Origin of the sequence: uncultured Ruegeria sp. (assembly GCF_947504215.1) — a bacterium.
In the GTDB taxonomy this organism is placed as follows: domain Bacteria; phylum Pseudomonadota; class Alphaproteobacteria; order Rhodobacterales; family Rhodobacteraceae; genus Ruegeria.
The window spans coordinates 1-26882 of sequence record NZ_CANNGO010000024.1; the positions used below are offsets into that span (position 1 = coordinate 1).

General features: G+C 54.9%; 25 protein-coding genes and 1 pseudogene. 14 read left to right on the top strand and 12 right to left on the bottom strand.

The window, feature by feature from the left end; genetic code table 11:
- Positions 1-203 precede the first annotated feature (203 nt).
- From Q1B21_RS21965 to Q1B21_RS22005, 9 genes are all read right to left on the bottom strand, one after another.
- Complete coding sequence (locus Q1B21_RS21965; RefSeq protein WP_299893170.1) at positions 204-1433, bottom strand: AGE family epimerase/isomerase; 1230 nt, start codon at positions 1431-1433, stop codon at positions 204-206.
- Positions 1434-1438: 5 nt separating this feature from the next.
- Positions 1439-3826, bottom strand: a complete 2388-nt coding sequence (locus Q1B21_RS21970; protein ID WP_299893172.1) for a transketolase — start codon at positions 3824-3826, stop codon at positions 1439-1441.
- Between the two features lies 1 nt (position 3827).
- Positions 3828-4895 (bottom strand): ABC transporter ATP-binding protein, encoded by a 1068-nt coding sequence (locus Q1B21_RS21975; RefSeq protein WP_299893174.1) that lies wholly within the window; start codon positions 4893-4895, stop codon positions 3828-3830.
- 11 nt (positions 4896-4906) lie between these two features.
- Positions 4907-5749 (bottom strand): carbohydrate ABC transporter permease, encoded by an 843-nt coding sequence (locus tag Q1B21_RS21980; RefSeq protein ID WP_299893176.1) that lies wholly within the window; start codon positions 5747-5749, stop codon positions 4907-4909.
- Positions 5750-5759: 10 nt separating this feature from the next.
- The gene (locus tag Q1B21_RS21985) at positions 5760-6710 is read right to left on the bottom strand and encodes a carbohydrate ABC transporter permease (RefSeq protein ID WP_299893177.1); all 951 of its coding nucleotides are present in this window, start codon (positions 6708-6710) and stop codon (positions 5760-5762) included.
- Entirely contained in the window at positions 6692-7951 is a 1260-nt protein-coding gene (locus Q1B21_RS21990) for a sugar ABC transporter substrate-binding protein (protein WP_299893179.1), read from the bottom strand. The genes Q1B21_RS21985 and Q1B21_RS21990 overlap by 19 nt, the downstream gene beginning before the upstream one ends.
- Positions 7952-7993: 42 nt before the next feature.
- Positions 7994-9145: an aminotransferase class I/II-fold pyridoxal phosphate-dependent enzyme gene (locus Q1B21_RS21995; RefSeq protein WP_299893181.1), complete on the bottom strand. Its 1152-nt coding sequence runs from the start codon at positions 9143-9145 to the stop codon at positions 7994-7996.
- Positions 9138-9887: a FadR/GntR family transcriptional regulator gene (locus tag Q1B21_RS22000; protein WP_299893183.1), complete on the bottom strand. Its 750-nt coding sequence runs from the start codon at positions 9885-9887 to the stop codon at positions 9138-9140. The genes Q1B21_RS21995 and Q1B21_RS22000 overlap by 8 nt, the downstream gene beginning before the upstream one ends.
- Positions 9888-10323: 436 nt before the next feature.
- Positions 10324-10575: a hypothetical protein gene (locus Q1B21_RS22005; protein WP_299893185.1), complete on the bottom strand. Its 252-nt coding sequence runs from the start codon at positions 10573-10575 to the stop codon at positions 10324-10326.
- A 212-nt stretch (positions 10576-10787) separates the two neighbouring features.
- Between Q1B21_RS22005 and napF the strand changes: the two genes are divergently transcribed.
- Genes napF through Q1B21_RS22045 form a run of 8 tightly spaced genes read left to right on the top strand, consistent with a single transcriptional unit; the run spans position 10788 to position 17294 of the window.
- On the top strand, positions 10788-11303 hold the full coding sequence (gene napF / locus Q1B21_RS22010; RefSeq protein WP_299893187.1) for a ferredoxin-type protein NapF: 516 nt from the start codon (positions 10788-10790) through the stop codon (positions 11301-11303).
- A complete protein-coding gene (locus Q1B21_RS22015) occupies positions 11300-11593 on the top strand; it encodes a chaperone NapD (RefSeq protein ID WP_299893189.1) in 294 nt (97 codons plus the stop codon). Before napF ends, Q1B21_RS22015 begins: the two co-directional genes overlap by 4 nt.
- Positions 11590-14082: a nitrate reductase catalytic subunit NapA gene (gene napA, locus Q1B21_RS22020; protein WP_299893191.1), complete on the top strand. Its 2493-nt coding sequence runs from the start codon at positions 11590-11592 to the stop codon at positions 14080-14082. The genes Q1B21_RS22015 and napA overlap by 4 nt, the downstream gene beginning before the upstream one ends.
- Before the next feature lie 27 nt (positions 14083-14109).
- Positions 14110-14928, top strand: coding sequence for a ferredoxin-type protein NapG (gene napG / locus Q1B21_RS22025; RefSeq protein WP_299893192.1), 819 nt, complete (start codon positions 14110-14112; stop codon positions 14926-14928).
- Positions 14925-15842, top strand: a complete 918-nt coding sequence (gene napH / locus Q1B21_RS22030; protein WP_299893193.1) for a quinol dehydrogenase ferredoxin subunit NapH — start codon at positions 14925-14927, stop codon at positions 15840-15842. Before napG ends, napH begins: the two co-directional genes overlap by 4 nt.
- A 12-nt stretch (positions 15843-15854) precedes the next feature.
- Entirely contained in the window at positions 15855-16292 is a 438-nt protein-coding gene (locus tag Q1B21_RS22035) for a nitrate reductase cytochrome c-type subunit (protein WP_299893195.1), read from the top strand.
- A gap of 29 nt (positions 16293-16321) precedes the next feature.
- Complete coding sequence (locus Q1B21_RS22040; RefSeq protein ID WP_299893196.1) at positions 16322-17023, top strand: NapC/NirT family cytochrome c; 702 nt, start codon at positions 16322-16324, stop codon at positions 17021-17023.
- A gap of 13 nt (positions 17024-17036) precedes the next feature.
- The gene (locus tag Q1B21_RS22045; protein ID WP_299893198.1) at positions 17037-17294 is read left to right on the top strand and encodes a hypothetical protein; all 258 of its coding nucleotides are present in this window, start codon (positions 17037-17039) and stop codon (positions 17292-17294) included.
- A gap of 783 nt (positions 17295-18077) precedes the next feature.
- On the opposite strand, the gene Q1B21_RS22050 is transcribed toward Q1B21_RS22045, so the two are convergent.
- Together Q1B21_RS22050 and Q1B21_RS22055 are read right to left on the bottom strand one after the other, a co-directional pair.
- Positions 18078-19256 (bottom strand): ATP-binding protein, encoded by a 1179-nt coding sequence (locus Q1B21_RS22050; protein WP_299893199.1) that lies wholly within the window; start codon positions 19254-19256, stop codon positions 18078-18080.
- 346 nt (positions 19257-19602) lie between these two features.
- Positions 19603-20040 (bottom strand): DnaA N-terminal domain-containing protein, encoded by a 438-nt coding sequence (locus tag Q1B21_RS22055; RefSeq protein ID WP_299893201.1) that lies wholly within the window; start codon positions 20038-20040, stop codon positions 19603-19605.
- Positions 20041-20147: 107 nt separating this feature from the next.
- On the opposite strand from Q1B21_RS22055, the gene Q1B21_RS22060 reads away from it, so the two are divergent.
- The 6 genes and pseudogenes from Q1B21_RS22060 to Q1B21_RS22085 form a co-directional block, all read left to right on the top strand.
- Positions 20148-21260: an ATP-binding cassette domain-containing protein gene (locus Q1B21_RS22060; RefSeq protein WP_299893204.1), complete on the top strand. Its 1113-nt coding sequence runs from the start codon at positions 20148-20150 to the stop codon at positions 21258-21260.
- Positions 21261-21291: 31 nt separating this feature from the next.
- Positions 21292-22320 (top strand): ABC transporter permease, encoded by a 1029-nt coding sequence (locus tag Q1B21_RS22065; RefSeq protein WP_299893206.1) that lies wholly within the window; start codon positions 21292-21294, stop codon positions 22318-22320.
- On the top strand, positions 22320-23240 hold the full coding sequence (locus tag Q1B21_RS22070; protein WP_299893208.1) for an ABC transporter permease: 921 nt from the start codon (positions 22320-22322) through the stop codon (positions 23238-23240). The genes Q1B21_RS22065 and Q1B21_RS22070 overlap by 1 nt, the downstream gene beginning before the upstream one ends.
- 352 nt (positions 23241-23592) lie before the next feature.
- Positions 23593-24147 (top strand): hypothetical protein, encoded by a 555-nt coding sequence (locus tag Q1B21_RS22075; protein ID WP_299893210.1) that lies wholly within the window; start codon positions 23593-23595, stop codon positions 24145-24147.
- Between the two features lie 363 nt (positions 24148-24510).
- On the top strand, positions 24511-26238 hold the full coding sequence (locus tag Q1B21_RS22080; RefSeq protein ID WP_299893212.1) for an adenylate/guanylate cyclase domain-containing protein: 1728 nt from the start codon (positions 24511-24513) through the stop codon (positions 26236-26238).
- A gap of 108 nt (positions 26239-26346) precedes the next feature.
- Positions 26347-26512: pseudogene (locus Q1B21_RS22085) on the top strand (Tn3 family transposase); the annotation flags it as partial.
- Positions 26513-26689: 177 nt separating this feature from the next.
- Here Q1B21_RS22085 and Q1B21_RS22090 read toward each other — a convergent pair.
- Positions 26690-26882 (bottom strand): hypothetical protein (locus tag Q1B21_RS22090; protein ID WP_299893214.1); only part of this gene is annotated, 193 nt, incomplete at its 5' end.

The following is a 26882-nucleotide window of genomic DNA, read 5'->3' on the forward strand; positions in this document are numbered from 1 at the left end:
ATTGTAACAGGCTGTATCCTGCCCGTCGCCATAATATTCGAGCCGCCTATGAGGTGGCGGCCCAAAGGAGACATCCATCTTCGTCGTCAGCGCCGCAGTGCAGCTTCACCAGACCGGCCATTCGCTGCAGTTGCAGAATCTAATTGTAGACGAACCTGACATTCAACGAGTTTGTGTGGTCGATTTTCAAGTATGCGTGTCAGCTAGGGAAGCATCATCCGCGACAGGCGTCCAGAAAGAGGGAAGAAGCAGGCCTGCAATGAGTGGTAAATGTCGGGCTTCCCATCAAAGATGGATGTCACGACATTCCCATTCTCATCTACCGCTGGAAACCAACCGCCATTCTTATGATCCACGAACGTATCACGGGCATAGGTCCAGAGCTTCCTGTACCAAATCTCGTCTTCCGGCATTTTGTCCAGAGTAATCAGCGCGGCGACTGCTCCAATTGCTTCGGTGATCGGCCACCAAAACCGGGAGCCGTTGGCAGCCTGGCCATCAAAGTCCAGCGTGTAGGCCAATCCGCCACCGGGTAACCAGGCATCATTCAATGCCTGTTCAATCAAGCGGCGCGCTGTTTCGGGCGCATTGGATTCCGGCCGTCCCGACAGATCCCAGTGCTGAAGCTGAAGTCGGCCGAGTTCAAACGAATGACCAGGAGTCGTTCCGGCAGGCCTGAACATCGGGTTACCCGCATAGTCATGATCAATCTGCCATTCAGACGTGTAATGCTCAGGCAACCGCCAGTTTTCCCCAGCTGCGATCTTGTTGATGAAGAAGTCCAGAATGCGACCGGCACGGGAGAGGTATATTTCATCTCCGAACGCCTCATAGGCAGACAGCATCGCTTCAACACCATGCATATTCGCATTCATTCCGCGATATGTGGAAAAAGGGGTCCAATCCCTATTCCACTCGTCGCAGAACAATCCCGCGTCTTCATCCCAGAAATGTTGATCCAAGACCTCGCGGGCATCCGCCATCAGGCGGTCTGCATCCGGGTGACCCGCCAGCTTCGCGCTTGCAGAGGCAAGAAGAACAAAGACATGCCCGTAGGCAAGCTTGCGATCATCCTTGATCCGATCTCCCTCCAGCGCCCAGAGATACCCGCCATGGTCCCGATCTCTGTGGTGGCTTTCGAGATATGCCATGCCGTGATCAATGATCCGTTCAGCGCCCTGAAAACCTGTAAGATGCCCCAATGCATAGGAATGAACCAGACGCGTTGTCGTGTGCAATTCCTGCAGCTGGCCGGGCTGTGGAGTGCCATCGTGACCGAGAATGAAGAACCCGGGCTCATTCCGGCAACTCGCACTGAAGAACTCAAGCTGCCGCATAGCCTGATCCATCAACCAGTTACGGTGATTGGAGGTCTCAAGCCAAAACCCAGGTTCGGATTGCGCACCGGGAGGCAGAGGTTGGTCTTTGATCATCTTTTTCACCCCGCGAGAGGTGCAATGTAGCGTGCGCCGCGGCCCGGCAACAACGCACGGGCTGCATGCAGAATGGCATTCGCGTCAATTCCATGCAGATGATAGATGTCTTCTACTGTTGCAGCCTGTCCAAAATGTTCCACACCCAGAGATTTGGTGCGGTGCCCGTGCACTCCACCAAGCCAGCTGAGACCCGCCGGATGACCATCTGCGACGGTGACTAAACCAGCGTCACGCGGTACATTGGCGAACAGTTTCTCGATATGTGAAAGCGCCGTATGATCGCCGCGTTGTCGGGCGCGCTCTGCAGCCTGCCATCCTGCGTTCAGCCGATCTGCGGATGTCACAGCCAATACGGCAACGTCTCGAACGTCACCGGATAGTAGTCCTGCGGCCTGAATGGCCTCGGGTGCGACAACACCTGTGTAGGCCAGCACGACCGCACTTGTTGCTGTTGGGGGTCTCATCCAGTACCCGCCCGCAATCACGTCTTGCACAAGGTCACCGGTCATTTCGCGCCCGATTTGTTCTTGCGGTACTGTGGATAGGCGCAGATACACAGACCCACCCGTTTCGTCGCGCAGCCAGTTTTGTTCGGCCTGAGGTGCTGCGCAATCCCGTTGCAAATATTCGAACCCCCAACGCATGATCACGTTCAGTTCGTCCGCAAAAGCAGGCTCGAATGTTGCAAGCCCATCCTGTGCCATACCGATCAAAGGAGTCGAAATGGATTGGTGTGCGCCGCCCTCGTGGCTAAGCGATACGCCAGAGGGGGTCGCAGCCAACATGAAACGCGCATCCTGATAACAAGCATAGTTCAGGGCATCGAGCCCACGGCATATAAACGGATCATAGACCGTCCCGACCGGAAATAACCGCTCGCCAAACAGTGAATGAGACAAACCAAGCGCGCCCAAGAACGTGAACAGGTTGTTCTCAGCGATGCCAAGTTCGATGTGCCGCCCGTCCCTATGCCTGCGCCACTTTTGCGTCGAAGGGATTTCCTGATCGCGAAACACATCGCTTTGCTCAGCTTTTGCAAACAGGCCCGTCTTGTTGATCCAAGGCCCCAGATTGGTCGAAACCGAGACATCGGGTGAAGTGGTGACAATCCGCTCGGCGAGGGCCAGCGCTTCACTAGCGATGGCCGACAATATCTGCCCGAATGCTTCTTGAGTGGAGGCAAAGTCCTTGATCCTTGGCCGGGCCACTTCATCAACCCTGATCGGGTTAGCGATGTGGCGACGACGCCCCTTGGCATTAAAAGGGACATTGTTCAGAAACGCCTGAACGTCTTCTTGGTCAACACCGATGCCCGCAAAGCGTTCCCATTCATGGCCCGCATCTATCCCCAAATCATCGCGCAGACCTTCAATCTGCGCCGTGGTCATGATCCCGGCGTGATTGTCCTTATGTCCAGCAAGGGGCAGCCCGTGACCTTTCACCGTGTAGCAGATGAAACAGACCGGGCGGTCGTGATCGATGGCCTTCATCGTCTCGGACATCAGTGCCGCATCATGCCCCGCCAGATTGCCCATCAGCTGCGCAAGTGCGTCATCATCATGATCCGCCACCAGCGCCAGCGCCTCATTATTGCCGGTGAAATCCTGCTCCAGCTGCGCGCGCCATGCGGCGCCACCTTTGAACGTCAAAGCCGAATAAAGCGCATTGTCACAGCTATCGATCCAGTCGCGCAAATTCTCACCACCCGGTCGTCTGAAAGCGGCCTGCATGCGCGAACCATATTTCAGCTCGATCACCTCCCACTCGCAAGCGATGAAAATATCGCGGAACCGCGCGTTTAACCCTTCGGTGACAACCCCATCAAGTGACTGCCGGTTATAGTCAATGACCCACCAGCAATTGCGCAAGCCATGTTTGGCGCCTTCGAGAAGCGCCTCATAGATATTGCCTTCGTCCAGCTCAGCATCGCCAACCAACGCGATCATTCGGCCTTTGGGCTGGTTGAGCCATCCGTGACCGGCCAGGTAGTCCTGCGTCAGGCTGGCAAACGCCGTCATTGCAACACCCATCCCGACCGACCCGGTCGAGAAGTCGACATCATCCTTGTCCTTGGTGCGCGATGGATAGGGTTGTGCGCCTCCAAGGCCGCGGAAATCCTGCAACTGCTGCAGGCTCTGGTTTCCAAGAAGATACTGGATCGCATGGAAGACCGGGCTCGCGTGCGGTTTGACTGCAACGCGATCCTGGGGGCGCAGCACATCGAAATATAGAGCGTTCAGGATCGCATTCATCGAGGCCGAAGACGCCTGATGGCCACCCACCTTGATCCTACCTTTGGCGCGAATGTTGTTGGCATTGTGGATCATCCACGATGACAGCCAGAGCGTCTTTTTCTCAAGCGCTGCCCGAATTCCCAATTCGTTCCTCATCTCAGGCGACCCGTCGCAAAGCTGTGCCGTCATCGGCAAAAAGATGAGCGTTTTCTATCTGAATGCGCAGACCAAGCTGTTCGCCAGACTTTACGGGGATATTACCATGCTTGCGCACCATCATTGACCCAATGCCTTCGACGTTGACATAGATGTTCGTGTCCGAGCCCAGATGTTCAACAACATCAGCCAAGGCCGAAAGATCACCGGTACCGTTGTCCACGACATCAATATGCTCTGGTCTCACACCCAGCTCTTTCGCTTGCGCGGTAAGTGTTTGACCAGGAAGCTCGATTTCGGCTCCGTTCCCGGCAGTCACACCCGTGTCGGTGCCAATGACGGGCATGACATTCATGGTGGGTGAGCCGATGAACTGGGCAACAAATTTATTGGCCGGTCGTTCATAGAGTTCTAATGGGCTGCCGACCTGTTGGATATCCCCGCCGTTCAAGACAACGATCCGGTCGGCCAACGTCAAAGCCTCAACCTGATCATGGGTCACGTAGATCATGGTCGCGCTGAGTTTCTGATGAAGCCGCGCGATCTCCAACCGCATCTCGACACGCAGTGCCGCGTCGAGATTTGACAGAGGCTCGTCGAACAGGAAGGCCTGCGGATCACGGATGATGGCTCTGCCCATGGCAACGCGTTGGCGCTGACCACCCGACAAAGCCTTGGGCAAACGATCCGTCAGGTTGGTCAGACCCAAAGTCTCTGCCGCCTGAGCGACCTTTGATTTGCGCTCTGCCACCGGATCTTTGCGGATTTCCATCGAGAAACCCATATTCCGCGCGACATCCATATGCGGATAGAGAGCATAGGATTGGAACACCATCGCGATGTCCCGATCCCTTGGACGCACGTCATTCATACGCTCGCCATCGATCAGGAAGTCGCCGCTTGAAATCGGCTCAAGACCGGCCACCATGCGCAGTAGAGTGGACTTGCCGCAGCCCGACGGACCGACCAGAACGATGAACTCACCATCCTGAATCTCGAGGTTGATGTCGCGCAGGACCTCAACGGATCCATATCGTTTTGCTACGTCACGAAGTTCGATACGTGCCATGATCTGGCCTCCTATCCTTTGACTGCGCCGGACGTGAGGCCCTGCACGAGATAACGTTGAATGAAGATGAAGAAGAGACAGCTTGGGATCAGCGCCAGTACACCGGCCGCCATCATTTGTCCCCAATCGACCGAAAACTTGGAGACAAATGTCAGCAGCCCAACCGGGAAGGTCATTGCGTCGTTCTTGGAGATCAACATCAGCGCAAACAGTAATTCTGACCAAGCGGCAGTAAAAACAAACCCGAGGGTCGCTCCCAAGCCCGGTAATGTGAGCGGGAATACCACCTTGCGCAATGCCTGAAACCGTGAACAGCCATCCATCATCGCGGCGTCTTCAAGGTCCTTTGGTATGCCGTCGAAAAAAGACTGCATCAGGAACGTCGCAAAGGGGATGTTGAAGGCGGTGTAGACAATAATCAGACTGATCAGCGAATTCAGCAGCCCCAGATCAGCGACGATCTTGTAGATCGGTGCAATGATCATCAGCAGTGGGAACATCTGTGTGACCAGCATCAATGCAATGATGATACGTTTGCCCGCGAACACAAAGCGCGAAAAGGCATAGCCCGCGCCCGCAGCGCACAGTGTGGTAAAAAAGGCCGCACCTAAGGACACCACAAGCGAATTTCGGAAGTAGGCCAAAAAGTCGGTCTGAAAAATGACCGTTGTGAAGTTTGAAAATGTGACCTCGCTTGGAAACAACCAGGTGCCTTCTGAATAAATCAGCGCATCCGGCGTCAATCCGATCTTCAGCAACCAATAAAGCGGGAACAGCGCAAAGATCAGGTAGAAAGCGAGCGCTGCATATTTTCCCGCGACCATGGCGGGGTGGCGTTTCTTAATCGCTGACATGGCCAACTCCTCAGATCTTGACCAGCTTCTTGCGAAGCCAGAGCAGGATGACGGCGTAGATCAACAGGATCACCAACAGCGCCACGGCGATGGTCGACGCGTATCCAAAATCCAACTTACGGAAAGCGGTGGTGAAAATGTAGGTCGACAAGATTTGCGTGGAGTTGGCGGGGCCGCCGCCAGTCATAACAAATATCAGGTCAGCGAAATTGGCGATCCAGATGGTGCGCAGCATAACCGTAATTGCAATCATCGGGGCCAGGAACGGCAGCGTGATCTTGGTGAATGTCTGCCACGGGGAAGCGCCATCGACTTCGGCAGCCTCATACAGTTCACCGGGAATGGATTGCAGCGCGGCTAGCAACGTTATGGCAAAGAATGGCACACCAAACCAGATATTCGCTGTGATGGGACCCCACATTGCAAGATCGGGATCGCCAAGAATGTTGTAGGGCTCTGACAGGATGCCAAGCGCGGCCAACCAATGCGGCAGCGGCCCAATGACAGGATTGAACAGCCATGCCCAAGTTAGGGCGGACAGAAAGGTCGGAACGGCCCATGGCAGGAAAACGAGGGCCTGAAACAGCTTTTTTCCAAAGAATTGAGTGTTCAGGAGCATGGCAAGGCCCAGGCCAAGTAAGAACTGGAACGTAATCGACCAGAAGGTCCAGAACAGTGTGTTCTCCATCGCAATCCAGAATTTGCGATCACTCCAGAGATCGATGTAGTTTTCGAGACCAATCCAGCCGGAGGCAAGCGGCTTCAACAGCTCAATGGATTGGAACGAATAGGAAATCCCGATGATCAGCGGGAACATGATCACAGCGCCGATCAAAAGGATTGCCGGTGATAGATAGAAGAACGGCTCGACCACATATTGCAGGTAGAGAGAGCGTCGTGCCCGGGTTTCCCCGGGCCTGACAGTTTTTTTAGCGCGGGCGATCACTGGTTTGCTTTCCATTTGGCATGCTCATCGGTGAGGAACTCAGCCCACTCATCCGCGACATCCTGAGCGCTGCGCTGCCCCAACAAGGCTTCCTGGCTGGTTTCCAGCAAAAGTGTGCTGCCAAAATAGCCCCACTGTTCAAGGTTAGTTGGCATCGTGGTCGGCACATATTGCTCGCCATTCAGTTCCTCGAACCAGCCTTTGAACTGCTCGGTCTGGAAGTGAGGATCCTGATCAGCGCCTTTGTGGATTGGAATAACGCCAACCCGCTTTGCCCAAGTGGCGTTGGATTCTGGCGAGGACAGCGCCGCAACAAGATCAAAGGCTTCATCTTCGTGTTCGGTTGCATTGAAGATCGACCAACCTGCAAAACCAATCGTCGGGAACGCTTTGCCCGAAGGCCCAACCGGCATAGGAATAACTGCAAAATCTTCCGCTGGCATCCGCTCGGCGATTGCGATCAGCGCATCAGGATCCTGATCAAGAAACGCGCAAGTGCCGGAATAGAACCCAGCCACGATTTCGTTGAAACCCCAACTGACGCTGTCCTTGGGTGCATGTCCGTTTTGGTACATGTCGATCATGAACTGGATGCCTTCCACCGAGCCGGGCTCGTTGATGCGGCTGATGCCGTCTTCGGTGAAGAACTCGTTCGTACCGTTCATGGCAGCGGCAAACATGATCCAGCCATTGGTGCCGCCGGGACCTCCGCGCAAGCAATACCCGTATTTGCCATCAAGTTCGGATACAGCAGCCGAGGCCGCTTTGAATTCTTCCATCGTTGTCGGTGGGGTGTCGACACCCGCTTCGGCCAGCAGTTTCTTGTTGTAGAACATTGCCCGCAGGTAGAAGCCGTACGGGATCATATAGAGATCGCCCGCCTGACTGCCCATCGCGACGGTCTTGTCGGTCAGAGTTGCTCCCTGGTCCCATCCGGCTACATGGTCTTTGAGGCTGACCAACTGATCAGATCCGGCGTAGAGAGCCTGCCACGTGTCGGGCATTTCAACCACATCCGGGATGTCGCCACCCGCCACCATTGTGGCCAGTTTTTCAAATGCGCTGCCCCATGGAAGCGAGACGATCTCAACCGCGACGTCAGGATTATTGGCCTCAAACTCATCGACAATCCCCTGAAGCACCTCGGTACGCTCGGGGCTAGTGATCACCTCAACCAGTTTCAGTGTGGTTTCGGCATAAGAGGCCGAGCCCATCAGCACGGCAGCGGCTGTCATTCCTGCTAGTAGTTTTTTCATGTTTTCCTCCAGTTGGTTTTGATTTCTGCGCGGGGCGCATTTTTAAGCGGTGCTTTTTGCGAGTGCTGATGTGAAATCCGCCCAGAGATCGTCAGCTGACTCGAGCCCAAGATTCAGGCGTACCAGATTGGGCGAGACGCCAAACTTCTGCATTGAATTTTGCTCGCCCGCCTGAGCCAGGCCGACGCGTGCCGGTAGGATCAGGCTTTCGAAACCACCCCAGCTCACGCCGAGGCGGAACAGACTCAAAGCATCGGAAAATTTTACGATGTCGACGCTGTCATCGAACTCGATCGACATAAGTCCAGACCGCCCCGTCAACCCGGGAACGTCGTTTGCACCGGGTGAATTGACCTGCCGAACCTGTGGAATTGCGGCCAGGCGATCAACGAACATGTTGGCCGCCGCCTGATGCTGCATCATGCGCGCATGCAAAGTACGCAGGCCTCGCGTCAGCAGGAATGCCTCAAAGGGCGCCAGTTTCGCGCCGAGCAAAGGAAGGGTCAGATCACGGATGCGAGCAATATGGTCCAAGGAGGCGACCACCACGCCCGCAACCGTGTCCGAGTGCCCCGAGATATATTTCGAGGCAGAGTGGATGACGATGTCGATGCCTATTTTGAGCGGGCGTTGGAACACCGGACTGGCCCAGGAATTGTCGACCATCGTCAACACATTGTGACGTTTGGCGTGTTCGGCGACACGACGCAGGTCTATTGCTTCAAAGACGACCGATCCAGGGCTTTCCAGATAGGCCAGTGTCACATCAGCCAGCAACTCAGGGTCATCTACAAAACGTTCCGGCGCATGGTATTCAATATGCACGCCAAACGGGCGCAGCAGACGTTCCATAAACCGGTAGGTATCCGGATAGACATGTCTAACGCAGGCGATCCGATCGCCGGGTTTGACGAATGCCAATAGCGTTGAGGAAATGGCTGCCATCCCGGAAGCAAAACCAACCGCTGCCTCACCTTGCTCGGCTTCAGCCATGAGCTTTTCAAACGCTGCGACGGTTGGGTTTTCGACGCGGGTGTAGATTGCAGAATCCGACCGGCCTGCCATCCTGTCTTCGAAACTTTGGTAGCTATCGAACGTAAACAGCGAGGTTTGAACGATTGGTGGCGTCACCGCTCCATCTGCGTCTGGAAGTACCTTTGCAAGGAGGGTTGCGATGTCTCTATGATCAGGCATTCTGGTTCTCCATAATCTGGAGAATTTCTGCTTCGACCATGTCCATGATTTCACCGACTATCCGCCCAGCTTCGTCTGCATTCCCCGATACAACCGCCTCGGCAAGCTGGGTGTGGATTGGGATTGTTGCCTGACCCAGATGCGGCTGGCCGAACGGTGCTTCGTAGACCTCGTTAAAGCCCTGCTGGATCTGACAGATCAATTGCCCGAACAGAGGGTTTCCGCAGGCGTCATGCAGTGACGAGTGAAACCGATAGTCAGCCTGACGCCAATCCTCGCCGGCGGCATGTGTGGCTATAAGCTCGGCAACGCGGGCCGTAATCAAGCGGCCCTGCGCCTCAGTACGGTTCAGCGCCGCCATCCTTGCCGCTTCGATTTCTAACGGTCTGCGTACAGCGTGGGTCCGTAGAAGGCTCTCTGCTTCAAGCTTCAACGTCAGAGGAAGATGGATCGCATTTGCCGACACCTCCGCCGCCAAACGTGTCCCGGCTTTCTTGTTGCGAACAACGATGCCCATGTTCTGCCAACTCGTCAGGGCCTCGCGGACTTTTGCCCGCCCAATTCCAAGCCGGCGCGCAATTTCTACTTCCGGCGGCAGACGGTCACCGACTTTCAAACCTTCCACATCAATCATCGCGGAAAGCGCATCCAGAACATCCCGGCTGGTGCTGCCGGAGGGCAACTCCTTAAGCGAATTGCCTGCGTCATCTCTCTGTTCCTGAGGTGGCAAATTTTCTGTCACGTGCGGAGGCTCCGAATCAAGTTGATTCCAACAATACAGTTAATGTCGGACAAAATATACTATAATGTCCGACATTAATTCATTCATTGTTTTGTAAAGGCAATCTAAAAGGTGTTGGGTGGATCAGAACTGAGACAGATGGCCCCTTATTGCAGACTTTTGTCTTTTTGAACGTTCAAAGCTGTGTTGGGAGAAATGAGCACCTACTAAGAAACTCGCAGGTCGGCACGGCCCATTGCTGCCGTTGACTCACATCTGTCAATTCCGAGGTCGCAGCCCGCAGCATTTTCACTTTGGCAATGACCGGCTCGCGGGACAAACCTTCCGTTGGAGATGTAAAAGCCAAAGTCCGGTTTGGTGATCGCGCGGTCATCGGAAACAGTGGGTGTAAGCGGCTTGAATGCGTCAAAACCTCTGGCTTTCTAGGCCATTGGACCTAGGAAGTCCTCCGGATCAAGTTCGCCTTGAGCCTTTGAAATGACGGATCGCTGTTTTGGCGTTCGCTATAGACCAGATAATATCCAAAGCCCGTGCGGCTGACCGGAGGGCCAATACACACCAGTTTTCCGGAAGCGATCAGCTGGTCCTCGATTCTGATCGTCCCAATGCTGATACCTTCGCCAGCGCAGACCATGTCAAGCATGGTCGGATAGCTCTGCACTTCGCGCAGCGCTTGCCTATACGTCATCAGATGTTTTGAGACAGATGGCGGTTTGACTTTGTTGTGTCATCGCTCATCTGGTTTCAAGCAGCACGGATGGTGGCATTCCAGACGTCAAATAGCTCAAAACGACTAAGAACGATGCGCTCAAATTATGATCTGGATCAAAACGTACCAGCCTCAGAACGATTATGCAGTAAACTCAAAAAAGGAATCAATGGTAGCCAGGTCAACGCGATATGAGTCAACTGACCAGCCGACGCGCGTTTTTGGGCGTCACAGCATTCCGGGAGGACAGTAATCTTGTTCGACCTCCGGGTTCGGTTGTGCCTGGTTTTGCAGATCAATGCAGTAAATGTGGCGACTGTGTCGAAGCTTGCCCCGAAAGTGTGATTGCCATTGGTCAGGATGGGTATCCGGTGTTTCAACCCACCGAGGGTCCCTGCACTTTTTGTGGGAGTTGCGCCCAATCCTGTCCCACGGATGCCCTTGACATAGAACACCTGCAAGCCTGGCCGTGGCGCGCGTCGGTCGAGGCATCGTCTTGTCTGTCTGTCAATGGTGTCAGCTGCCGGGTGTGTCAGGACAGTTGTGAACAAAACGCCATCAGCTTCAGGCTGCAACTGGGTGGCCGCGCGGATCCATCTTTAGACCTCGACGCCTGCACTGGCTGTGGGTCGTGTATGGCGTCTTGCCCGGTCGATGCCGTCACATTGAAACGCAAAATCGTATCTCAAACGGAAGTCAGCCAATGAATATCTGCGGATGCCTTTTACATATCGCGCCAGCGCAGGCACTGGCGGCGTCCGAGGCAATGAAAGACACTGTCGGTGTCGAAATTCACGCCGAGGCCGAAGACGGCCGTTTCGTTATTGTTGTTGAAGACACGCCGACACGCCTTGCGTCCGAGATCATCATGGACCTGCACCAGATCCCCGGGGTGATTTCCCTGACGCTGACATACCACCATTTCGAAGACACTGCGGACAGCCATCCGCATCCCGATGCCCCAAGCCAAACCACCAGCCGGAGGCCCCCGCTATGACCATATCAGAAACTCGTCGGACATTCCTCAAGGCCTCAGCGGCCGCAGCTACGGCCTCTGCCGCAGGTATTCCTCTGGCCACTGGTAAGGCCGCCGCGCAGGTGGGCGCCCCTGAAATTCGCTGGGACAAGGCCGCCTGCCGGTTCTGTGGCACCGGCTGTTCTGTGCTGGTCGGTACCAAGGACGGGCGTGTTGTCGCCACTCAGGGTGACCCTGACGCGCCGGTCAATCGCGGGCTGAACTGCATCAAGGGCTATTTCCTGTCAAAGATCATGTACGGCAAGGATCGCCTGACCACCCCACTGCTGCGCAAGACCAACGGCGAATATGACAAGAACGGTGAGTTTGAGCCGGTCAGTTGGGACGAAGCCTTTGACGTCATGGCCACCAAGTGGAAAGAGGCGCTGGCCAAGAAGGGCCCGACCAGTGTCGGCATGTTCGGGTCAGGCCAATGGACGGTTTGGGAAGGCTATGCTGCTTCGAAATTGATGAAAGCCGGGTTCCGGTCCAACAATATCGACCCCAACGCGCGGCACTGTATGGCGTCCGCGGTTGTGGGTTTCATGCGCACCTTCGGCATTGATGAACCGATGGGCTGCTATGACGACCTCGAACACGCGGATACCTTTGTGTTGTGGGGGTCAAACATGGCCGAGATGCACCCGATCCTGTGGTCCCGCCTAACCGACACGCGTCTGACCAAGCCGGGATGCGAGGTGCACGTGCTATCAACGTTTGAGCATCGTTCGTTCGAGCTGGCCGATAATGGCTTGGTTTTCAACCCGCAGACCGATCTGGCGATCCTGAACTATATCGCCAACTACATCATCCAGAATGGCGCGGTGAACGAAGAGTTTGTCAATAAACACGTCAACATCACCAAGACCGCCACCGATATCGGTTATGGTCTGCGCGATACGAACGCGTTGCAGCAAGAGGCAGAGAACCCAAACTCGGGCAAGCTCGAGACGATCAGCTTTGAAGAATACGCCGAGGCGGTCGCACCTTACACGCTGGAATACACAGCCGAACTGTCTGGCGTGCCCGCCGATAAACTTGAGAAGCTGGCGCAGCAATATGCAGACCCGAACCGCAAAGTGATGAGCTTGTGGACCATGGGCTTCAACCAGCACACCCGCGGATCGTGGGTGAATTCGCTGATGTATAACGTACACCTGCTGGTGGGTAAGATCTCAGAACCCGGAAATTCGCCTTTCTCGCTGACCGGTCAGCCCTCGGCCTGTGGGACCGCGCGTGAGGTGGGCACGTTCGCCCACCGGCTGCCTGCTGACATGGTGGTGGCAAATGACGAACATCGTCAGATCTGCGAAACTGCCTGGAACATCCCCGAAGGCACCATTCCACCCAAACCCGGGTTCCATGCCGTCTTGCAGCACCGCAAGCTGAAGGATGGCGAGCTGAACGCCTATTGGGTCCAGTGCAACAACAACATGCAAGCGGCACCCAATATCAACGAGGAAGGCTACCCAGGTTACCGCAACCCCGAAAACTTCATCGCCGTTTCTGACCCCTACCCTACGGTCACGGCCGTCTCTGCCGACCTGATCCTGCCCACGGCCATGTGGGTTGAGAAAGAAGGCGCCTATGGCAACGCGGAACGCCGAACGCAGTTCTGGCGCCAGCAGGTGAAGGCACCGGGTGAGGCAAAATCGGATCTGTGGCAGCTGATGGAGTTTTCGAAACGCTTCACCGTAGAAGAGGTCTGGGACGAAGAGCTTCTGGCCAAAATGCCTGAACACCGTGGCAAAACCATGTATGACGTGCTCTATGCCAACGGAACGGTGGACAAGTTCCCGTTGTCCGAAACCGCCGAGGGGTTTGACAACGACGAATCCGAGCATTTCGGCTTCTACGTTCAGAAGGGTCTGTTCGAGGAGTATGCCGAGTTTGGCCGCGGCCACGCCCATGACCTTGCATCCTTTGAAACATACCACCAGGCCCGTGGTCTGCGCTGGCCCGTCGTGGACGGCAAGGAAACACTTTATCGCTTCCGCGAGGGGTATGATCCCTATGTGCCCGAAGGTGCGGACGTAAAGTTCTATGGTCACAAGGACGGCAAGGCCAAGATCATCTTTGCCCCCTATGAACCCGCCGCTGAAGAGCCGGATGAGGAATTCGATTTGTGGCTGTCAACCGGTCGCGTGCTGGAACACTGGCATTCGGGTTCGATGACACGTCGGGTGCCGGAACTGCACCGCGCTTACCCGTCGGCGGTTGTCTATATGCACCCGCAGGACGCCAAGGATCGCGGCTTGCGCCGTGGTCAGGAAATTGTGCTGTCGACCCGTCGCGGCGAAGTTACCAGCCGCGTCGAGACGCGGGGCCGCAACAAAGTGCCGCGCGGCTTGGTCTTTATGCCGTGGTTTGATGAGCATCAGTTGACCAACAAGCTGACGCTGGACGCAACCTGCCCGCTGTCAAAAGAAACCGACTACAAGAAATGCGCCTGTAAGGTCGAACGCGCGTAATCGGCAAGGATCGCAAAGGTAATCCCCATGCCACTCGCCGAGACACCCCTTTCGCCGAAACGTCGCCGCTTCCTTCAGGATTCGGCGCGCGCAGCAGGCGGCTGTGTGGTCGCCGGGTCACTGCTGGCCTGGCTGGCCCGCGACGCCCGTGCATTGTCGGCCGAAGCTTTGCGCCCCCCCGGCGCGTTGCCAGAACGGGAGTTCTTGTCGGCCTGCATCCGCTGCGGGCTGTGTGTGAGAGACTGCCCCTATGATACCTTGAAATTGGCCGAGCTTGGGTCGGATGCCGGGGCGACGGGCACGCCATATTTTACTGCTCGCGATGTGCCTTGTGAAATGTGCGACGATATTCCTTGTGTTGCCGCCTGCCCGACCGGTGCGCTGGATCCCAAGTTGGATAACATTGACGATGCCAAAATGGGCGTCGCGGTTTTGGTGGATCAGGAAAACTGCCTGAACTTCCTAGGCTTGCGGTGTGACGTTTGTTACCGAGTCTGCCCGGTGATTGACGAAGCGATCACGCTGGAAACGGCGCATAACGCCCGCTCGGGCCACCATGCGATGTTTATCCCAACCGTACATGCCGACCGCTGCACTGGCTGTGGCATGTGTGAAAAAAGCTGTGTTCTGCCAGAAGCCGCAATCAAGGTATTGCCAGCACGTCTTGCGCGCGGCAGCAGCGCGGATCATTACCGCAAAGGTTGGGAAGAAAAAGATGCCAAGGGCGCGCCGGTTGTCGAAGGCATAATCGACCTACCCGACCGTCTGCCCGGCCCGGGGGTCGACAACCTGATCGCACCTGGTGGTTTTGAACCCGGCTATGGTCTTCCAGGGGTGGGACAATGACCATCCGCACACATATGCCCATAGGCCAAGAGGCCGTGGCGGTCAAAGGCTGGGTCGGCGCGCATAAATACCTGATACTGCGCCGTATCAGTCAGCTGTTCTTTCTGGTGCTGTTCCTGTTGGGGCCCTGGTTTGGCATTTGGGTCGTTAAAGGCACCTTGGCAGGATCGCAGACCCTAGGTGTATTGCCGCTGACGGACCCATTCATCCTGTTGCAAAGCATGATCGCCGGGCATTGGCCGACACTGACCGCTTTGATTGGCGGCTTGATCGTCGTGGTGGCCTATGCGCTGATCGGGGGCCGTGTCTATTGTTCTTGGGTCTGTCCGATCAACCCGGTGACCGACGCGGCAAACTGGCTGCACAGGCGGTTGGATTTGCCGAAAGGCTGGCAACCCAAACGAGGCACGCGGTTGTGGATATTGGCCACGGCGCTGATCGTTTCTGGCCTCACCGGCGTGATCGCATGGGAGATTATCAACCCAATCACCATGCTGCATCGCGGCCTGATCTTTGAGGCCGGATTTGTCTGGGCCATGGTCGTTGCGATCTTTGTCTTTGATGTATTTGTCGCCCGCCACGGCTGGTGCGGCCACATATGCCCGGTCGGTGCGTTTTATGGCCTGATCGGCGCCAAAAGCCTGTTGCGGGTCAGCGCGGTTAACCGCTCGGCCTGTGACGATTGCATGGATTGCTATGCCGTCTGCCCCGAAAACCACATCATTTCGCCCGCACTGAAAGGCAAGCCGGATGCCACGCCGCTGATCCTGTCAACCGACTGCTCAAATTGCGGTCGCTGTAGCGATGTCTGTGCAGTTGATGTCTTCAAATTTACTCACCGGTTCGACGACCAAGTCGCCGCACCTTCCGATCCAGTTCCCGCGCCTGAACCGCGCGTAGCCAGACCTATTTAAGGGAGTGCCGAGATGAACAAGCCAATCCTGACAGGTGTCGTCGCCCTGATCCCCGTTGTATTCCTGAGCGGGTTCGTCCTTGCGCAATCTGCGCCGGTGCAAACCCTGCGTGGCGCCGAGGTGGATGAACCCATTCCACTGGACCAGATCCACAAAAACGTGGAAGGACGGATGCAGCGCAACTATCGCCAGCAACCACCGCTGGTCCCCCACTCGATCGAGCAGTACCAGATTGATGTGCGCACCAATCAATGCCTGTCCTGCCATGACTGGACCAAAGCCGGGGAACGCAATGCGCCGACCCTGTCGATGACCCATTATCTGGACCGTGACGGCAATGAGTTGGATCACATCGCCGGGACCCGCTATTTCTGCAACCAGTGCCACGTGCCCCAGGCAGACGCTCCGGCGCTGGTCGACAACGTGTTTGAGCCCTCTTCCAACAATTAATCCAACGCATGTCTGAAAGGAGCACCAAGATGGCAGACTCCCCCGAAAAACGCGGTTGGATAGGCCGCATCTGGAACGCGATCTGGACGCCGGCTGTGATGTTCAGCTCCGGCTTTCTGATACTTTCAGGCTTTCTGGCCGGTATTATGTTCTGGGGCGGGTTCCACTGGACACTGGAACTGACCAATACCGAGGAGTTCTGTACCTCGTGCCACACGATGGAGACCAATCTGGGCGAATATCGTGAGACGATCCACTACAACAACCACTCGGGCGTTCGCGCAATCTGCTCTGACTGCCACGTGCCACATGAATGGAACCACAAGATCAAAGCCAAGATCATGGCCGTTAAGGATGTGTATCACGAGCTTGCCGGAACCATCAGCACACCCGAGAAATACGAAGCGCACCGGCTAAGTATGGCCTCGACCGTCTGGAAAAAGATGAAAGCGTCTGACAGCCGTGAATGCCGCAACTGCCATAACTTCGATTATATGGATTTCACCATTCAAGAAGCACGCGCTGCATCGGAACATCAGCGGGCAATTGACAACAGCATGACCTGCATCGACTGCCACCAAGGCATCGCACACAGCCTGCCGCAGGGTTATCAGGAAGAATACCAGAAAATCACCGATGCTCTGGCCAGCGAAACCACCGGAAAACTGCAGCAACAGGTGGCCGATGGTAGCACTGAAATCCGGTCATATCTGACCACACAGTCGGACTGAAAAGGGGCAAAATATGTTGGAACTTCTGGGAACAATCGGAGGCAACATCATGGGCCTTCCAGGCATTCTGGGCCTTGCACTTGGCATGATGACGCGCCGCCTCTGGCTGGGGGCCATGATGGGCGGTTTGATCAGCATTGTTGCGACGCTGCTGTTTGCCCATTGGGACTTTGCCAATGTTGCAACGACCGAACTTTTGATCGCCATTGTTGTGGGTCTGTGTGCCGGGACACTGGGTTCTGCGATCCGTATCAAGGGGGCAACAGTCTAGCGGAAAGATCGGAGCGTTTAGGGCAATGGCGGCCTAGTGATTGGTCCTTTATCCGATGCTCTGGGGTAGATAGCGGCTAGGTGCAGAAGGGCTCTGATGGAATGGACATCCCCTGATCTCTCATCTGATAGGTTTTGGAGATGGAAGCCGTCAGAACTGTCGAGCAATCCGTGCCGACGGACCATTGCTCGCGTTGGTGTAGATTGTCAGTTGCAGCCCACGCGCCACTGGAGTATTCGACCACGCCTTGCAATGGATCCGTATCCCGACATCTAGCTGCAATAAAATAGATCTCATATCAAACCCTTAAAGATAGTGTTTCGGCCAAATTGATTCAGGCAAGTAGACCTCAATGAGTCCGCCGCAGATTGATTCCATATCTTATTGCGCACAATGGCGCCCCTGAGCGCATAATCCTAGGAACCATGATTTGGCCTGGCAAGATCAGCGCTCTGCTTGGCCTACTCCCACCATTTTTTACTGCGCAAAAAAACAACGCGAGCTCTTGCCTGTGGGATACCGCAGCCGCACTCGAACGTCGGGCCTGAAGATCAAACGCAAGGTCGAGTTTACCGTCGACGCCTAGCATCAACGCCCACCCGGCACAGTGTATACTGTCTGGACGTCTAAGGTCCGCTTTCGTCGACCTGAAGCTGCGACTTTGCACCCGCAGCGAATGGCTGCTTTCCGCCGTTATGACGGTACTTTCAATTGCAACAAAGTTCCGCCTTTTGTGAGCTAAAACGTTCAATTTCGAACCCGCTATCATCGGCCCGGTCGCTATTACGCCTTTGCGGACGCCAGCCGTTCCATTGCACTTATGAGGGACATTGCCCGTACCCCCCCCTGCCCCGGCACTTCCTTTTCGTCTGCATAGACAAGTATGCGTTCTGAGACGTCCAATTCTTCTGTCGCGATGTGAAACCCGCGCGTTACCTTGGCAGATGTCGTCCGCTTGATCTCTATGGCCCAGAGGGCGCCTCGGGGAAGCTTTAACATCAAATCCACCTCAGCCCCAGCGGAAGAGCGGTAGAAGCTTGCTTCTGTTCCGCGTGGTGCCGCGGCGATCAGGTTCTCGATACAGAATCCTTCCCAACTGCCGCCGACAACCGGGTGCCCAAGCAGGTCTTCCTGTGTCTCGATCCCAAGAAGCGCATGGGCCAGCCCGGAATCGCGAATATAAACCTTGGGAGATTTGACCAGACGCTTTCCGGCATTGGAATGCCAGGGCTGCAAGCGACGAACCAGCATCAGGTCGACCAGCAAATCAAGATAGCGCGCAACACTCTGGCCCGATACACCAAGGTTTCCCGCAAGTTTTGCTGCGTTGAGCAACCCGCCTTGGTCATGAGCAAGCATCGTCCAAAACCGGCGCAGTGTTTCCGCTGGAATGCGCAACCCGAAAGCCGGAACATCGCGTTCCAGATAGGTTCGGATGAAATCCTCGCGCCATGTCAGGCTGGTCTGGTCGTTTTTCGCAAGGAAGCTGTCGGGAAACCCACCCCGCAACCACAGCGCGGAAATCGTGTGCGCTCCGGTTTCCGACAAGATGAAAGGCGTCAGCTCGTGATAGCTGACCCGGCCGGCCAGGGATTCTGCGCTTTGGTGCAGAAGCGTGTTCGAGGCCGAACCCAGCAGCAGGAATTGCCCAGTCCGATGCCCTTGTCTTCGTCGCCGGTCAATTTGACCGCGTAATGCCTTAAACAGGCCTGGCATAAGCTGAACCTCATCGATCACCACCAGGCGTCCAACCTGCTCGTCGAGATAGAGGTCTGGCTCTTCGAGCACCTGGCGATCAGCAGATCTCTCCATATCAAGATAGACAGCGTCACGACTTTCAGCGATGTCCTGCGCGAGTGTTGTCTTCCCGACTTGCCGCGGCCCAAGCAGGACGACGCCCGCCTGGTTCTCCAGAGAGGCTTCAACTGATTTTCTATCACCGCGCTCGATCATACCTTGCATTTATTCCATTCAGTAGAAGATTTACAAGGTTAAACTTCGGGGATACTACCCTTCTGAACTCAGCGGTAGAAACCCAATACAGACCAGCCCAGTGTTTCGCAGGGGTGGCATCAACGGTCACCATGCAATTTTGGATTGGTAGTCTGTCGAAAGCAGCTTCCAATTCAGCTTTCGACACGGTGTAAGCAACCATTCCCTTCCCCAATTGGTTTTTCAGCTGCGTGCAGCCCTTCACACACGTCTCTTTGTGCCAGATCATGGATCACTTGGTTTTACCGTCAACATGAAATGCAGGTCTCATGCCACCCGGTTCCGGCACACCGACAAACGCGAAGCCAGCAACAGTTTACTCGGTCGCATCTATGCGCAAGGTTCTGACCTCTGGATCTACCCGACTGTAGGCAGCCAATAAGCGCGCAGACCACTTCTGAGCAATGTAGTCTGCCATGAAACGCGAGGGCGCGATCAAGGTAACGCACCCCCCTGCCCTCTCAACTTCGCTCAGATGCTGGAACCAACTGCTCCAAAGCTCCGGATCACACCCGTGAAGGATCGTTTGAACCTGTGACCAGATCGTTCCATCCGCGTCCTCCGGAGCGGCGGGTTTGGTTTTAAACGGTACAATGTTGGTCTCGACCTCAGGCTCCTCGGTCATCCGTGCCTGAAAATCACGGCCGATCAACGGCCAGACCTCGGTCGTATCGATCATGATCTGCTTTAGGTCCAGTTCATAAACGGTAACGCGCCCGCGAACAGCGGGACGTTTGACAGGGATCTGTTGCAAAGTTTCTTACTGATCGAAGAGTTGGCACCGAACCCGCGACTCATGCCGCCAGTTCTGCAAATTGACGAAACGGACAGATTCCGGGCGTGAGCTGATCTTTGCGGATCATGTGCGCCACTTCGATCAGTAAGAAACTTTGCAACAGATCCCTCGATGAGCCTACTTCGGTGCTGACACCGCAGGCAGTACAGAAGCTTTTCGAAACGCTCAGGCAATTGTCAGACGAAGGTTGCAGTATTTTATACATCAGTCACAAGCTCGACGAAGTTCGGGATCTTTGTCAGTCTGCAACGGTTCTGCGCAACGGCCAGGTCACCGGCGAAACTGACCCGCGCAAGGCAACATCAGCCGAGCTTGCACGAATGATGGTTGGAAGCGATCTGCCAGAAATGATGGTCGAGTCGTCTGAGTTAAGTAACGCGCCGATATTGTCAGTGAGTAACCTGACCCTGGAAGCTGAGTCTGTCACCGGTAGGTCTCTAAAGTCAATTTCCCTGGAGGCATATGGAGGTGAAATTGTTGGCATTGCCGGTGTTTCTGGCAATGGGCAAGGTGAATTGGCGGCAGCGATCAGTGGCGAACGAATTACAAATGCCGCAGAAGATGTTGTTTTGGAAGGCCGGCCCATCGGACATCTCGATGCGGGTAAGCGGCGAGATCTGGGTCTCGGCTTTGTTCCCGAAGAACGGTTGGGTCGTGGTGCAGTTCCGCCTTACGAATTGTCTGAAAACGCACTTTTAACAGCGCATCGAAAGGGCATGGTCAAACATGGAATGGCCAACCGAAAGAAGGCGCGTGAATTCGCATCTCATGTCATTGACAAGTACAAAGTCAAAGCCAATGGGCCTGAGGCAAAGGCACACGGTCTTTCAGGCGGAAATTTGCAAAAGTTCATCGTCGGACGTGAAATCGAGCTCGATCCCCGAGCTCTGTTGATTTCGCAGCCAACGTGGGGCGTTGATGTTGGTGCAGCCGCCCATGTTCGTCAAACACTGATCGACATCAGTCGCAGTGGGCAGGCGGTGATCGTGATTTCCGAAGAATTGGAAGAACTCTTCGAGAGTTGCGACCGCATCTACGTCATTTGCCATGGAAAACTGTCTCAATCGCTTAACCGGGCCGAAACTGATGTCGAAGACGTGGGGCTCCTCATGACCGGAATCGGGAGCCAAACCAATGATTCTGGCTCAACAACAGAGGGCTTTGACTATGCTGTTTAAGATCGAGGCTCGTGCCGAGCCTTCACGTCAGATGGCGCTTGCCGCGCCGTTGATTGCGACCGGATTAACCATAGTTATCAGTTCAATATTTTTCCTGACGCTTGGCCTGAATCCTTTCCTGACGCTTTACACCTTTTTCGTCGAACCTCTTACGACGAAGAACGGTCTGTCTGAATGGCTTCTGAAAGCGTCGCCATTGATTTTGATTGCCTGCGGCCTGTCCATCGGTTTCCGCGCAAATGTGTGGAATATCGGCGCAGAGGGTCAATTGATTATGGGGGCGATAACGGCCACTGGCGTTGGGCTTTTCCTACCTTTTCAGGAAAGCGGTTTGTTGCTGCCCTTGATGGCAGTTGCGGGTGTTATCGGTGGCATGGCCTGGGCTGCAATTCCAGCATTCTTGCGCGACCGGATGAACACTAATGAAATTCTGGTAACCTTGATGCTGACCTACATTGCAGCACTCATATTGTCGTGGCTCGTTCATGGTCCCTGGCGTGACCCCGAAGGATTCAATTTCCCGCAGACGGCACTATTGCCTAATCAAGGCATGTTCGGAGTGTTTGACTACGCCTATCGTCTCAACACCAGTATCTTCATAACAGTTGTCGTTGTTGTCCTGACGTGGGTGTTCACTGAGCGCAGCTTTCTTGGTTACAAAATGTCAGTCGGCGGTGCGGCGCCCTCCGCCGCCCGGTTTGCTGGCTTCAGCAGTTCCGCTTCAATCTGGATTGGTTTGCTGGCGTCTGGTGCGGCGGCCGGGCTCGCCGGCATGATGGAGGTTGCTGGCCCACTCGGGCAGCTTTCACCACAAATCTCACCAGGATATGGCTTTGCCGCAATCATTGTAGCCTTCATCGGGCGTTTGAACGCAATTGGCATCGTGTTGGGCGGGCTGTTGTTGTCGCTGCTCTACCTGGGTGGTGAAACAGTCCAGTTGTCACTGGGGCTGCCATCTTCGATTGCCCTCATTTTTCAGGGAATGCTGCTGTTCTTTCTTCTGGCCAGCAACTTTCTCATCAACTTCCGCTTTCGCAAAATAGCAATGAGGGCTCATTGATGGATCTTTTTGTTTCCATATTCACTGCCACCATAATCGCGGCCACACCTCTGATATTTGCTGCTCTTGGCGAACTCATCGTGGAGAAATCCGGCGTACTAAACCTCGGTATCGAAGGTATGATGCTGATTGGAGCCGCGTTTGGCGTCTGGGCGCATTTTGCCGGGTTACCTATGTTTGTGGCGGTCGTCATTGCCGTTCTTGCTGGTATGGCCTCTTCACTTCTGTTTGGAGTGCTGGCTTTAACCTTCATGACCAACCAATACGCAGCAGGATTAGCCTTGGCCATATTCGGTGCCGGGGTGTCGGCCTTTATCGGTCGCGGTTTCGGCAGTACCCCAGTAGAGGCCATCCAACCGATTGACATCCCCGGACTGTCCAATATTCCAGTGATTGGAGAAATGTTCTTTCACTATGATCCGCTGGTCTATTTTTCGTTTGTTATGTTTGGGGCCGTAAGCTGGTTCCTCTATCGAACAAAGGCCGGGCTGACTTTGCGCGCAATTGGCGAAAGCCCGGATTCCGCTCACGCGATCGGCTTTCACGTAATCCGAATTCGCTACCTTGCTGTCATGTTTGGCGGTGGAATGGCTGGTCTTGGCGGGGCTTACTTGTCATTGGTCTATACGCCCCTATGGGTCGAAAATATGACTGCGGGACGTGGTTGGATCGCATTGGCTCTGGTAGTGTTCGCAGCGTGGCGACCCAAACGTGTCGTTCTGGGCGCCTGGTTGTTCGGTGGAATGACGATCCTGCAATTGCAGGGACAAGCGATGGGACTTGCTATCCCTTCAGAAGTCCTGTCCTCTTTGCCTTACCTGGCAACTATCATTGTCTTGGTATTGATTTCGCAGAACCGACAAGCAATGGCCCTAGATTTCCCCGTTTCTCTGGCGCAGCCATTTCGCCCGAAAGGATGATAGGGCGTACAGTCGGCGAACCAGCCAAGACAGACATTCGTGCAAGGAGCGGCATCCGATAGATTGCGCTCGTTACTAATCTCGGTGCCGTTGCAGCAAAGCCCCCTGCCCTGCAATTGGCTGATTGCGAGGACGGCCCTTTCCGGACCATGGTTCCTTCATCGCGATGCTGCGGTCGCAGCCCGCATACCGGCCATTCGCTACGCAAGCGAAATCTGGTGATGATCGAACTCACAGTCAGCGGGACAAAGCGTGAGTTCGCAGAGGCTGCTTCAAGGTCTGCTTTGCACGATCATATCTCTGGACCGGGAGAGACCTTTCGGGTGCTCAAGAACCTAAGTAAGATGACTGCATGTGTTTCTTCATTTCAATTGTCGTGAAGGGTGGCGATACCAAAGCGATCGACGTAGCGCTTCGCAGACATGGTCGACGCGCGAGACCATTAGAAAACGCCTCGCTGCGCAAAGCGTTACAATCTGACGAACACCACTTCCTTACAACGGTTGGACATTGCGACTGTGGAACAGTCCTCTCGCCAGGATTGAATTCTATAGAAAAACAGAACAGCCAATGGTCAAAACATGTTGCCAGGCTCAGGAAAAAAGGCTGGTCGGCAACGAAGATAGACAGATGGATTGCCGATCGAACGAAAGCAGAAGACCGCGCTGAACAACAGCATCAACTCAATGCACCAGACACTTTTGAATTATGGACGAACGTCATTCACGACGTGATTGCAATCGACGGTGTGCAACAGGCTGGCATACTACTTCACTTTTATTCTGGCCACGTTGAGGATGAATGGATTGAGCTGGTGCGGAAGTCTGTTTCGGTTGATGACTTCACGGATCAGCTTCGCAACATCAAAGAGGATCAACTGCTGATCGCTGTGCCAACCTCCGTCTGAATTGCGGCCATTCGCGCAAAGCGCAGCAATTGGAACTTGGGGCTCGCTGCTGACCTCGGTGTCGTTGCAGCAAAGCCCCCTGCCCCGCTAAAAACTGACACGAGGTTCGGCCCTTAGCGGACATTGCGCACCCCGTCTGAATGCTGCAGTCGCAGCCCACATTGCCGCCATTCGCTGCAACCGCGAAATGAGAGGGTCGTTGAACCGACAGACTCCGGGACAACACTAATCCCAACGCCAAATTTGCCCATCTCTCAGTTCGGACCAAAAATTAGTGAAGCGTGGGATAGCCAAACGCCTAATAGTTTGGTGGAATGGGTTTGCGATTTCGCTCTTAACTGCCCCTGAGACAAGGTGTTCTTTTTGCGTCGACTTGCCGCCATTCTAGCCGCTGATGTCGTTGGATTCTCCGCATTGATGTCGCGTGACGAGCAAGGCACGCTGGAACAGCTGATTGCTTTTCGTCGCAATTGCTTCGATCCGCAGATTGCGCAGCACAATGGCAGAATTGTTAAGCTTATGGGCGACGGTGCGTTGGTGGAGTTTGCCAGCGTACTGGACGCGGTTGCCTGCGCGATCGCCATCCAGAAAAGCGCCAAAACTCAGAGCGAAAATCCGATCCAACTTAGAATAGGTATCAATCTGGGCGACGTGATCACTACGGGCGAGGATATCTACGGTGATGGAGTTAACATCGCTGCGAGGCTGGAACCGATAGCTGAACCAGGTGGAGTATGCATTTCCGGAATCGTTCATGACAGTCTAAGGGGCAAAATCAACGCAAGATTTCGAGATGATGGAGAGCAAAAACTCAAAAACATGGAAACATCCATCCGTGTTTTTCACTGGACCCCGGGCGACATTAACACCTCACATCCACCATCATCGAAATTTGATGCTGGAAAGGCTTCAATTGCCGTACTGGCTTTCGACAATATGTCGTCTGATCCAGAACAGGAGTATTTCTCCGACGGAATAGCTGAAGATATCATCACTGCATTGTCGCATTTCCGCGATTTCTTCGTAATCGCGCGCAATACAAGCTTTACGTACAAGGGACAGGCAATTCGGGTCGATCAGGTCTGCCAAGATCTAGGCGTGAAGTATCTGGTGGAAGGCAGTGTGCGAAAAGCTGGCGAACGGGTGAGAGTGACTGCTCAGCTAATTGACGGAGAGAGCGGCGCTCACATTTGGGCCGCCAAATACGACCGGGAATTGACCGACGTATTTGCCGTTCAGGACGAGATTACCCAGTCCATTGTCTCGGCCGTCGCACCAGAGACGATAGGCGCTGAAACCCGACGTGCACGTTCGAAACGATCAGGCAATCTCAGTGCTTGGGACAAAGTGCTTCAAGCCAGATGGCACCTTGGAAAATTCACGAACGAAAACAATCGGATCGCCCATGATCTGCTAAAGCGATCACTAGAAAGTAATCCGGACGACAGTGAAACACACGCAGCTTTGGCTCTCAGTCACATTGTAGGCATGCTTCACTTGTGGCGCACAGATACCAACGAAGCAATCCAGGCAGGAGAAATTGAGGCCAGCCTTGCAGTACAACTGGATGATCAAAATGCAAATGCTCATGCTATATTGGGCATGGCTTTGTGCTTTGGACGAAAATTCGATGAAGCTCTGATCTATTTGTTGCGAGCCATCGACTTGAACCCAAACTTAGCGATTGGATATGGCAACATTGCAGCTTTGTATGGCGTTTCGGGTGAATTCGACAAAGCAGAGCAATCAGCCAAGCATGCGATGGCTCTTAGTCCCCGCGATCCATTGAAAGCATTTTGGCGTGGAGGACTTGGGATCGGTGCCTATATTGCCCGACAATACGATCTCTGCCTTGAAAACGCGATCGAAGGGCTGAAAGAGCACCCTGGCTACGCCTCACTAATGCGGCAAGAAGCAGCTGCGTTAGGCATGTTGGGACGCAGAGAAGAAGCACAGCTTGCTGTTGCACGATTGCTTGAAACGATGCCAGGGCTGACAATAGAGAGGGTACGCAAGATGGTACCGGTTAGAGAGCCGGGTGACTGGGAAAATTGGCTGGAAGGCCTAAGGCGCGCTGGGTTGCCCGAATAGGTCAAAATAAATACGCAGCAAATTCCTTGTTAAGCGGCGTCGGCCCATATCGGACCTGAACGCCACATGCCGTTGCTGCGGTGCGGCCAGTCGAAGCAGCCATTGGTGCTCAGTGTCAACTTAAGGGTCTGTGCTTTGACTAGGATGTTCATCATCGAGTGGCTGCTCGACACCGACATGCCGCGTCGCGCTCAAATAGGCCTCAATAAAGATGAGGCCCAAAAATACTCTGAAGAAAGCTCTGCGGATCTGCCGTCAGGGGGAAGTCCGCGATGCTCACGAAGAAACAGGAATACCGGCAGCCTGCGTTCTAACCGCGCTGACTGCCTACGAGATGCAAGACGTTGAAGTGATGATGCGGAATTAAATCAACCAAGAGCCAGGACACTCCGGGAATGGCAGCGGCCCTAAGAGGTCGATAAGCCGATTGGAACCTCGCTCGCGGAATTCATTAGGGCCAGTGGCGACAATGATGCCACGCAAACAGGCCGGACAGACGACGGTACTGACGAAAATGACCGCAGAAATCACAAGAAAATGCTTGCAATGCAGGAGCCACCCACAGATGCCGTTGACCACCCAGTGTTGATGCTGCGGCGCGGCCCGTCAGATCGGTCATCCGCTGCAGCGGCGAGATAGGAGGC

What these genes read in the sequence shown, in the direction of transcription:
- Q1B21_RS22005 (WP_299893185.1), bottom strand. Translation starts at nt 10,575, where the DNA reads ATGACGTATAGGCAAGCGCTGCGCGAAGTGCAGAGCTATCCGACCATG.
- Q1B21_RS21985 (WP_299893177.1), bottom strand. Translation starts at nt 6,710, where the DNA reads ATGGAAAGCAAACCAGTGATCGCCCGCGCTAAAAAAACTGTCAGGCCC.
- Q1B21_RS22075 (WP_299893210.1), top strand. Translation starts at nt 23,593, where the DNA reads ATGTGTTTCTTCATTTCAATTGTCGTGAAGGGTGGCGATACCAAAGCG.
- napH (WP_299893193.1), top strand. Translation starts at nt 14,925, where the DNA reads ATGACCATCCGCACACATATGCCCATAGGCCAAGAGGCCGTGGCGGTC.
- Q1B21_RS22050 (WP_299893199.1), bottom strand. Translation starts at nt 19,256, where the DNA reads ATGCAAGGTATGATCGAGCGCGGTGATAGAAAATCAGTTGAAGCCTCT.
- Q1B21_RS22040 (WP_299893196.1), top strand. Translation starts at nt 16,322, where the DNA reads ATGGCAGACTCCCCCGAAAAACGCGGTTGGATAGGCCGCATCTGGAAC.
- napA (WP_299893191.1), top strand. Translation starts at nt 11,590, where the DNA reads ATGACCATATCAGAAACTCGTCGGACATTCCTCAAGGCCTCAGCGGCC.
- Q1B21_RS21975 (WP_299893174.1), bottom strand. Translation starts at nt 4,895, where the DNA reads ATGGCACGTATCGAACTTCGTGACGTAGCAAAACGATATGGATCCGTT.
- Q1B21_RS21980 (WP_299893176.1), bottom strand. Translation starts at nt 5,749, where the DNA reads ATGTCAGCGATTAAGAAACGCCACCCCGCCATGGTCGCGGGAAAATAT.
- napF (WP_299893187.1), top strand. Translation starts at nt 10,788, where the DNA reads ATGAGTCAACTGACCAGCCGACGCGCGTTTTTGGGCGTCACAGCATTC.
- Q1B21_RS21965 (WP_299893170.1), bottom strand. Translation starts at nt 1,433, where the DNA reads ATGATCAAAGACCAACCTCTGCCTCCCGGTGCGCAATCCGAACCTGGG.
- Q1B21_RS22065 (WP_299893206.1), top strand. Translation starts at nt 21,292, where the DNA reads ATGGCGCTTGCCGCGCCGTTGATTGCGACCGGATTAACCATAGTTATC.
- Q1B21_RS22015 (WP_299893189.1), top strand. Translation starts at nt 11,300, where the DNA reads ATGAATATCTGCGGATGCCTTTTACATATCGCGCCAGCGCAGGCACTG.
- Q1B21_RS22035 (WP_299893195.1), top strand. Translation starts at nt 15,855, where the DNA reads ATGAACAAGCCAATCCTGACAGGTGTCGTCGCCCTGATCCCCGTTGTA.
- Q1B21_RS22045 (WP_299893198.1), top strand. Translation starts at nt 17,037, where the DNA reads ATGTTGGAACTTCTGGGAACAATCGGAGGCAACATCATGGGCCTTCCA.
- Q1B21_RS21995 (WP_299893181.1), bottom strand. Translation starts at nt 9,145, where the DNA reads ATGCCTGATCATAGAGACATCGCAACCCTCCTTGCAAAGGTACTTCCA.
- Q1B21_RS22060 (WP_299893204.1), top strand. Translation starts at nt 20,148, where the DNA reads ATGTGCGCCACTTCGATCAGTAAGAAACTTTGCAACAGATCCCTCGAT.
- Q1B21_RS21990 (WP_299893179.1), bottom strand. Translation starts at nt 7,951, where the DNA reads ATGAAAAAACTACTAGCAGGAATGACAGCCGCTGCCGTGCTGATGGGC.
- Q1B21_RS21970 (WP_299893172.1), bottom strand. Translation starts at nt 3,826, where the DNA reads ATGAGGAACGAATTGGGAATTCGGGCAGCGCTTGAGAAAAAGACGCTC.
- napG (WP_299893192.1), top strand. Translation starts at nt 14,110, where the DNA reads ATGCCACTCGCCGAGACACCCCTTTCGCCGAAACGTCGCCGCTTCCTT.
- Q1B21_RS22070 (WP_299893208.1), top strand. Translation starts at nt 22,320, where the DNA reads ATGGATCTTTTTGTTTCCATATTCACTGCCACCATAATCGCGGCCACA.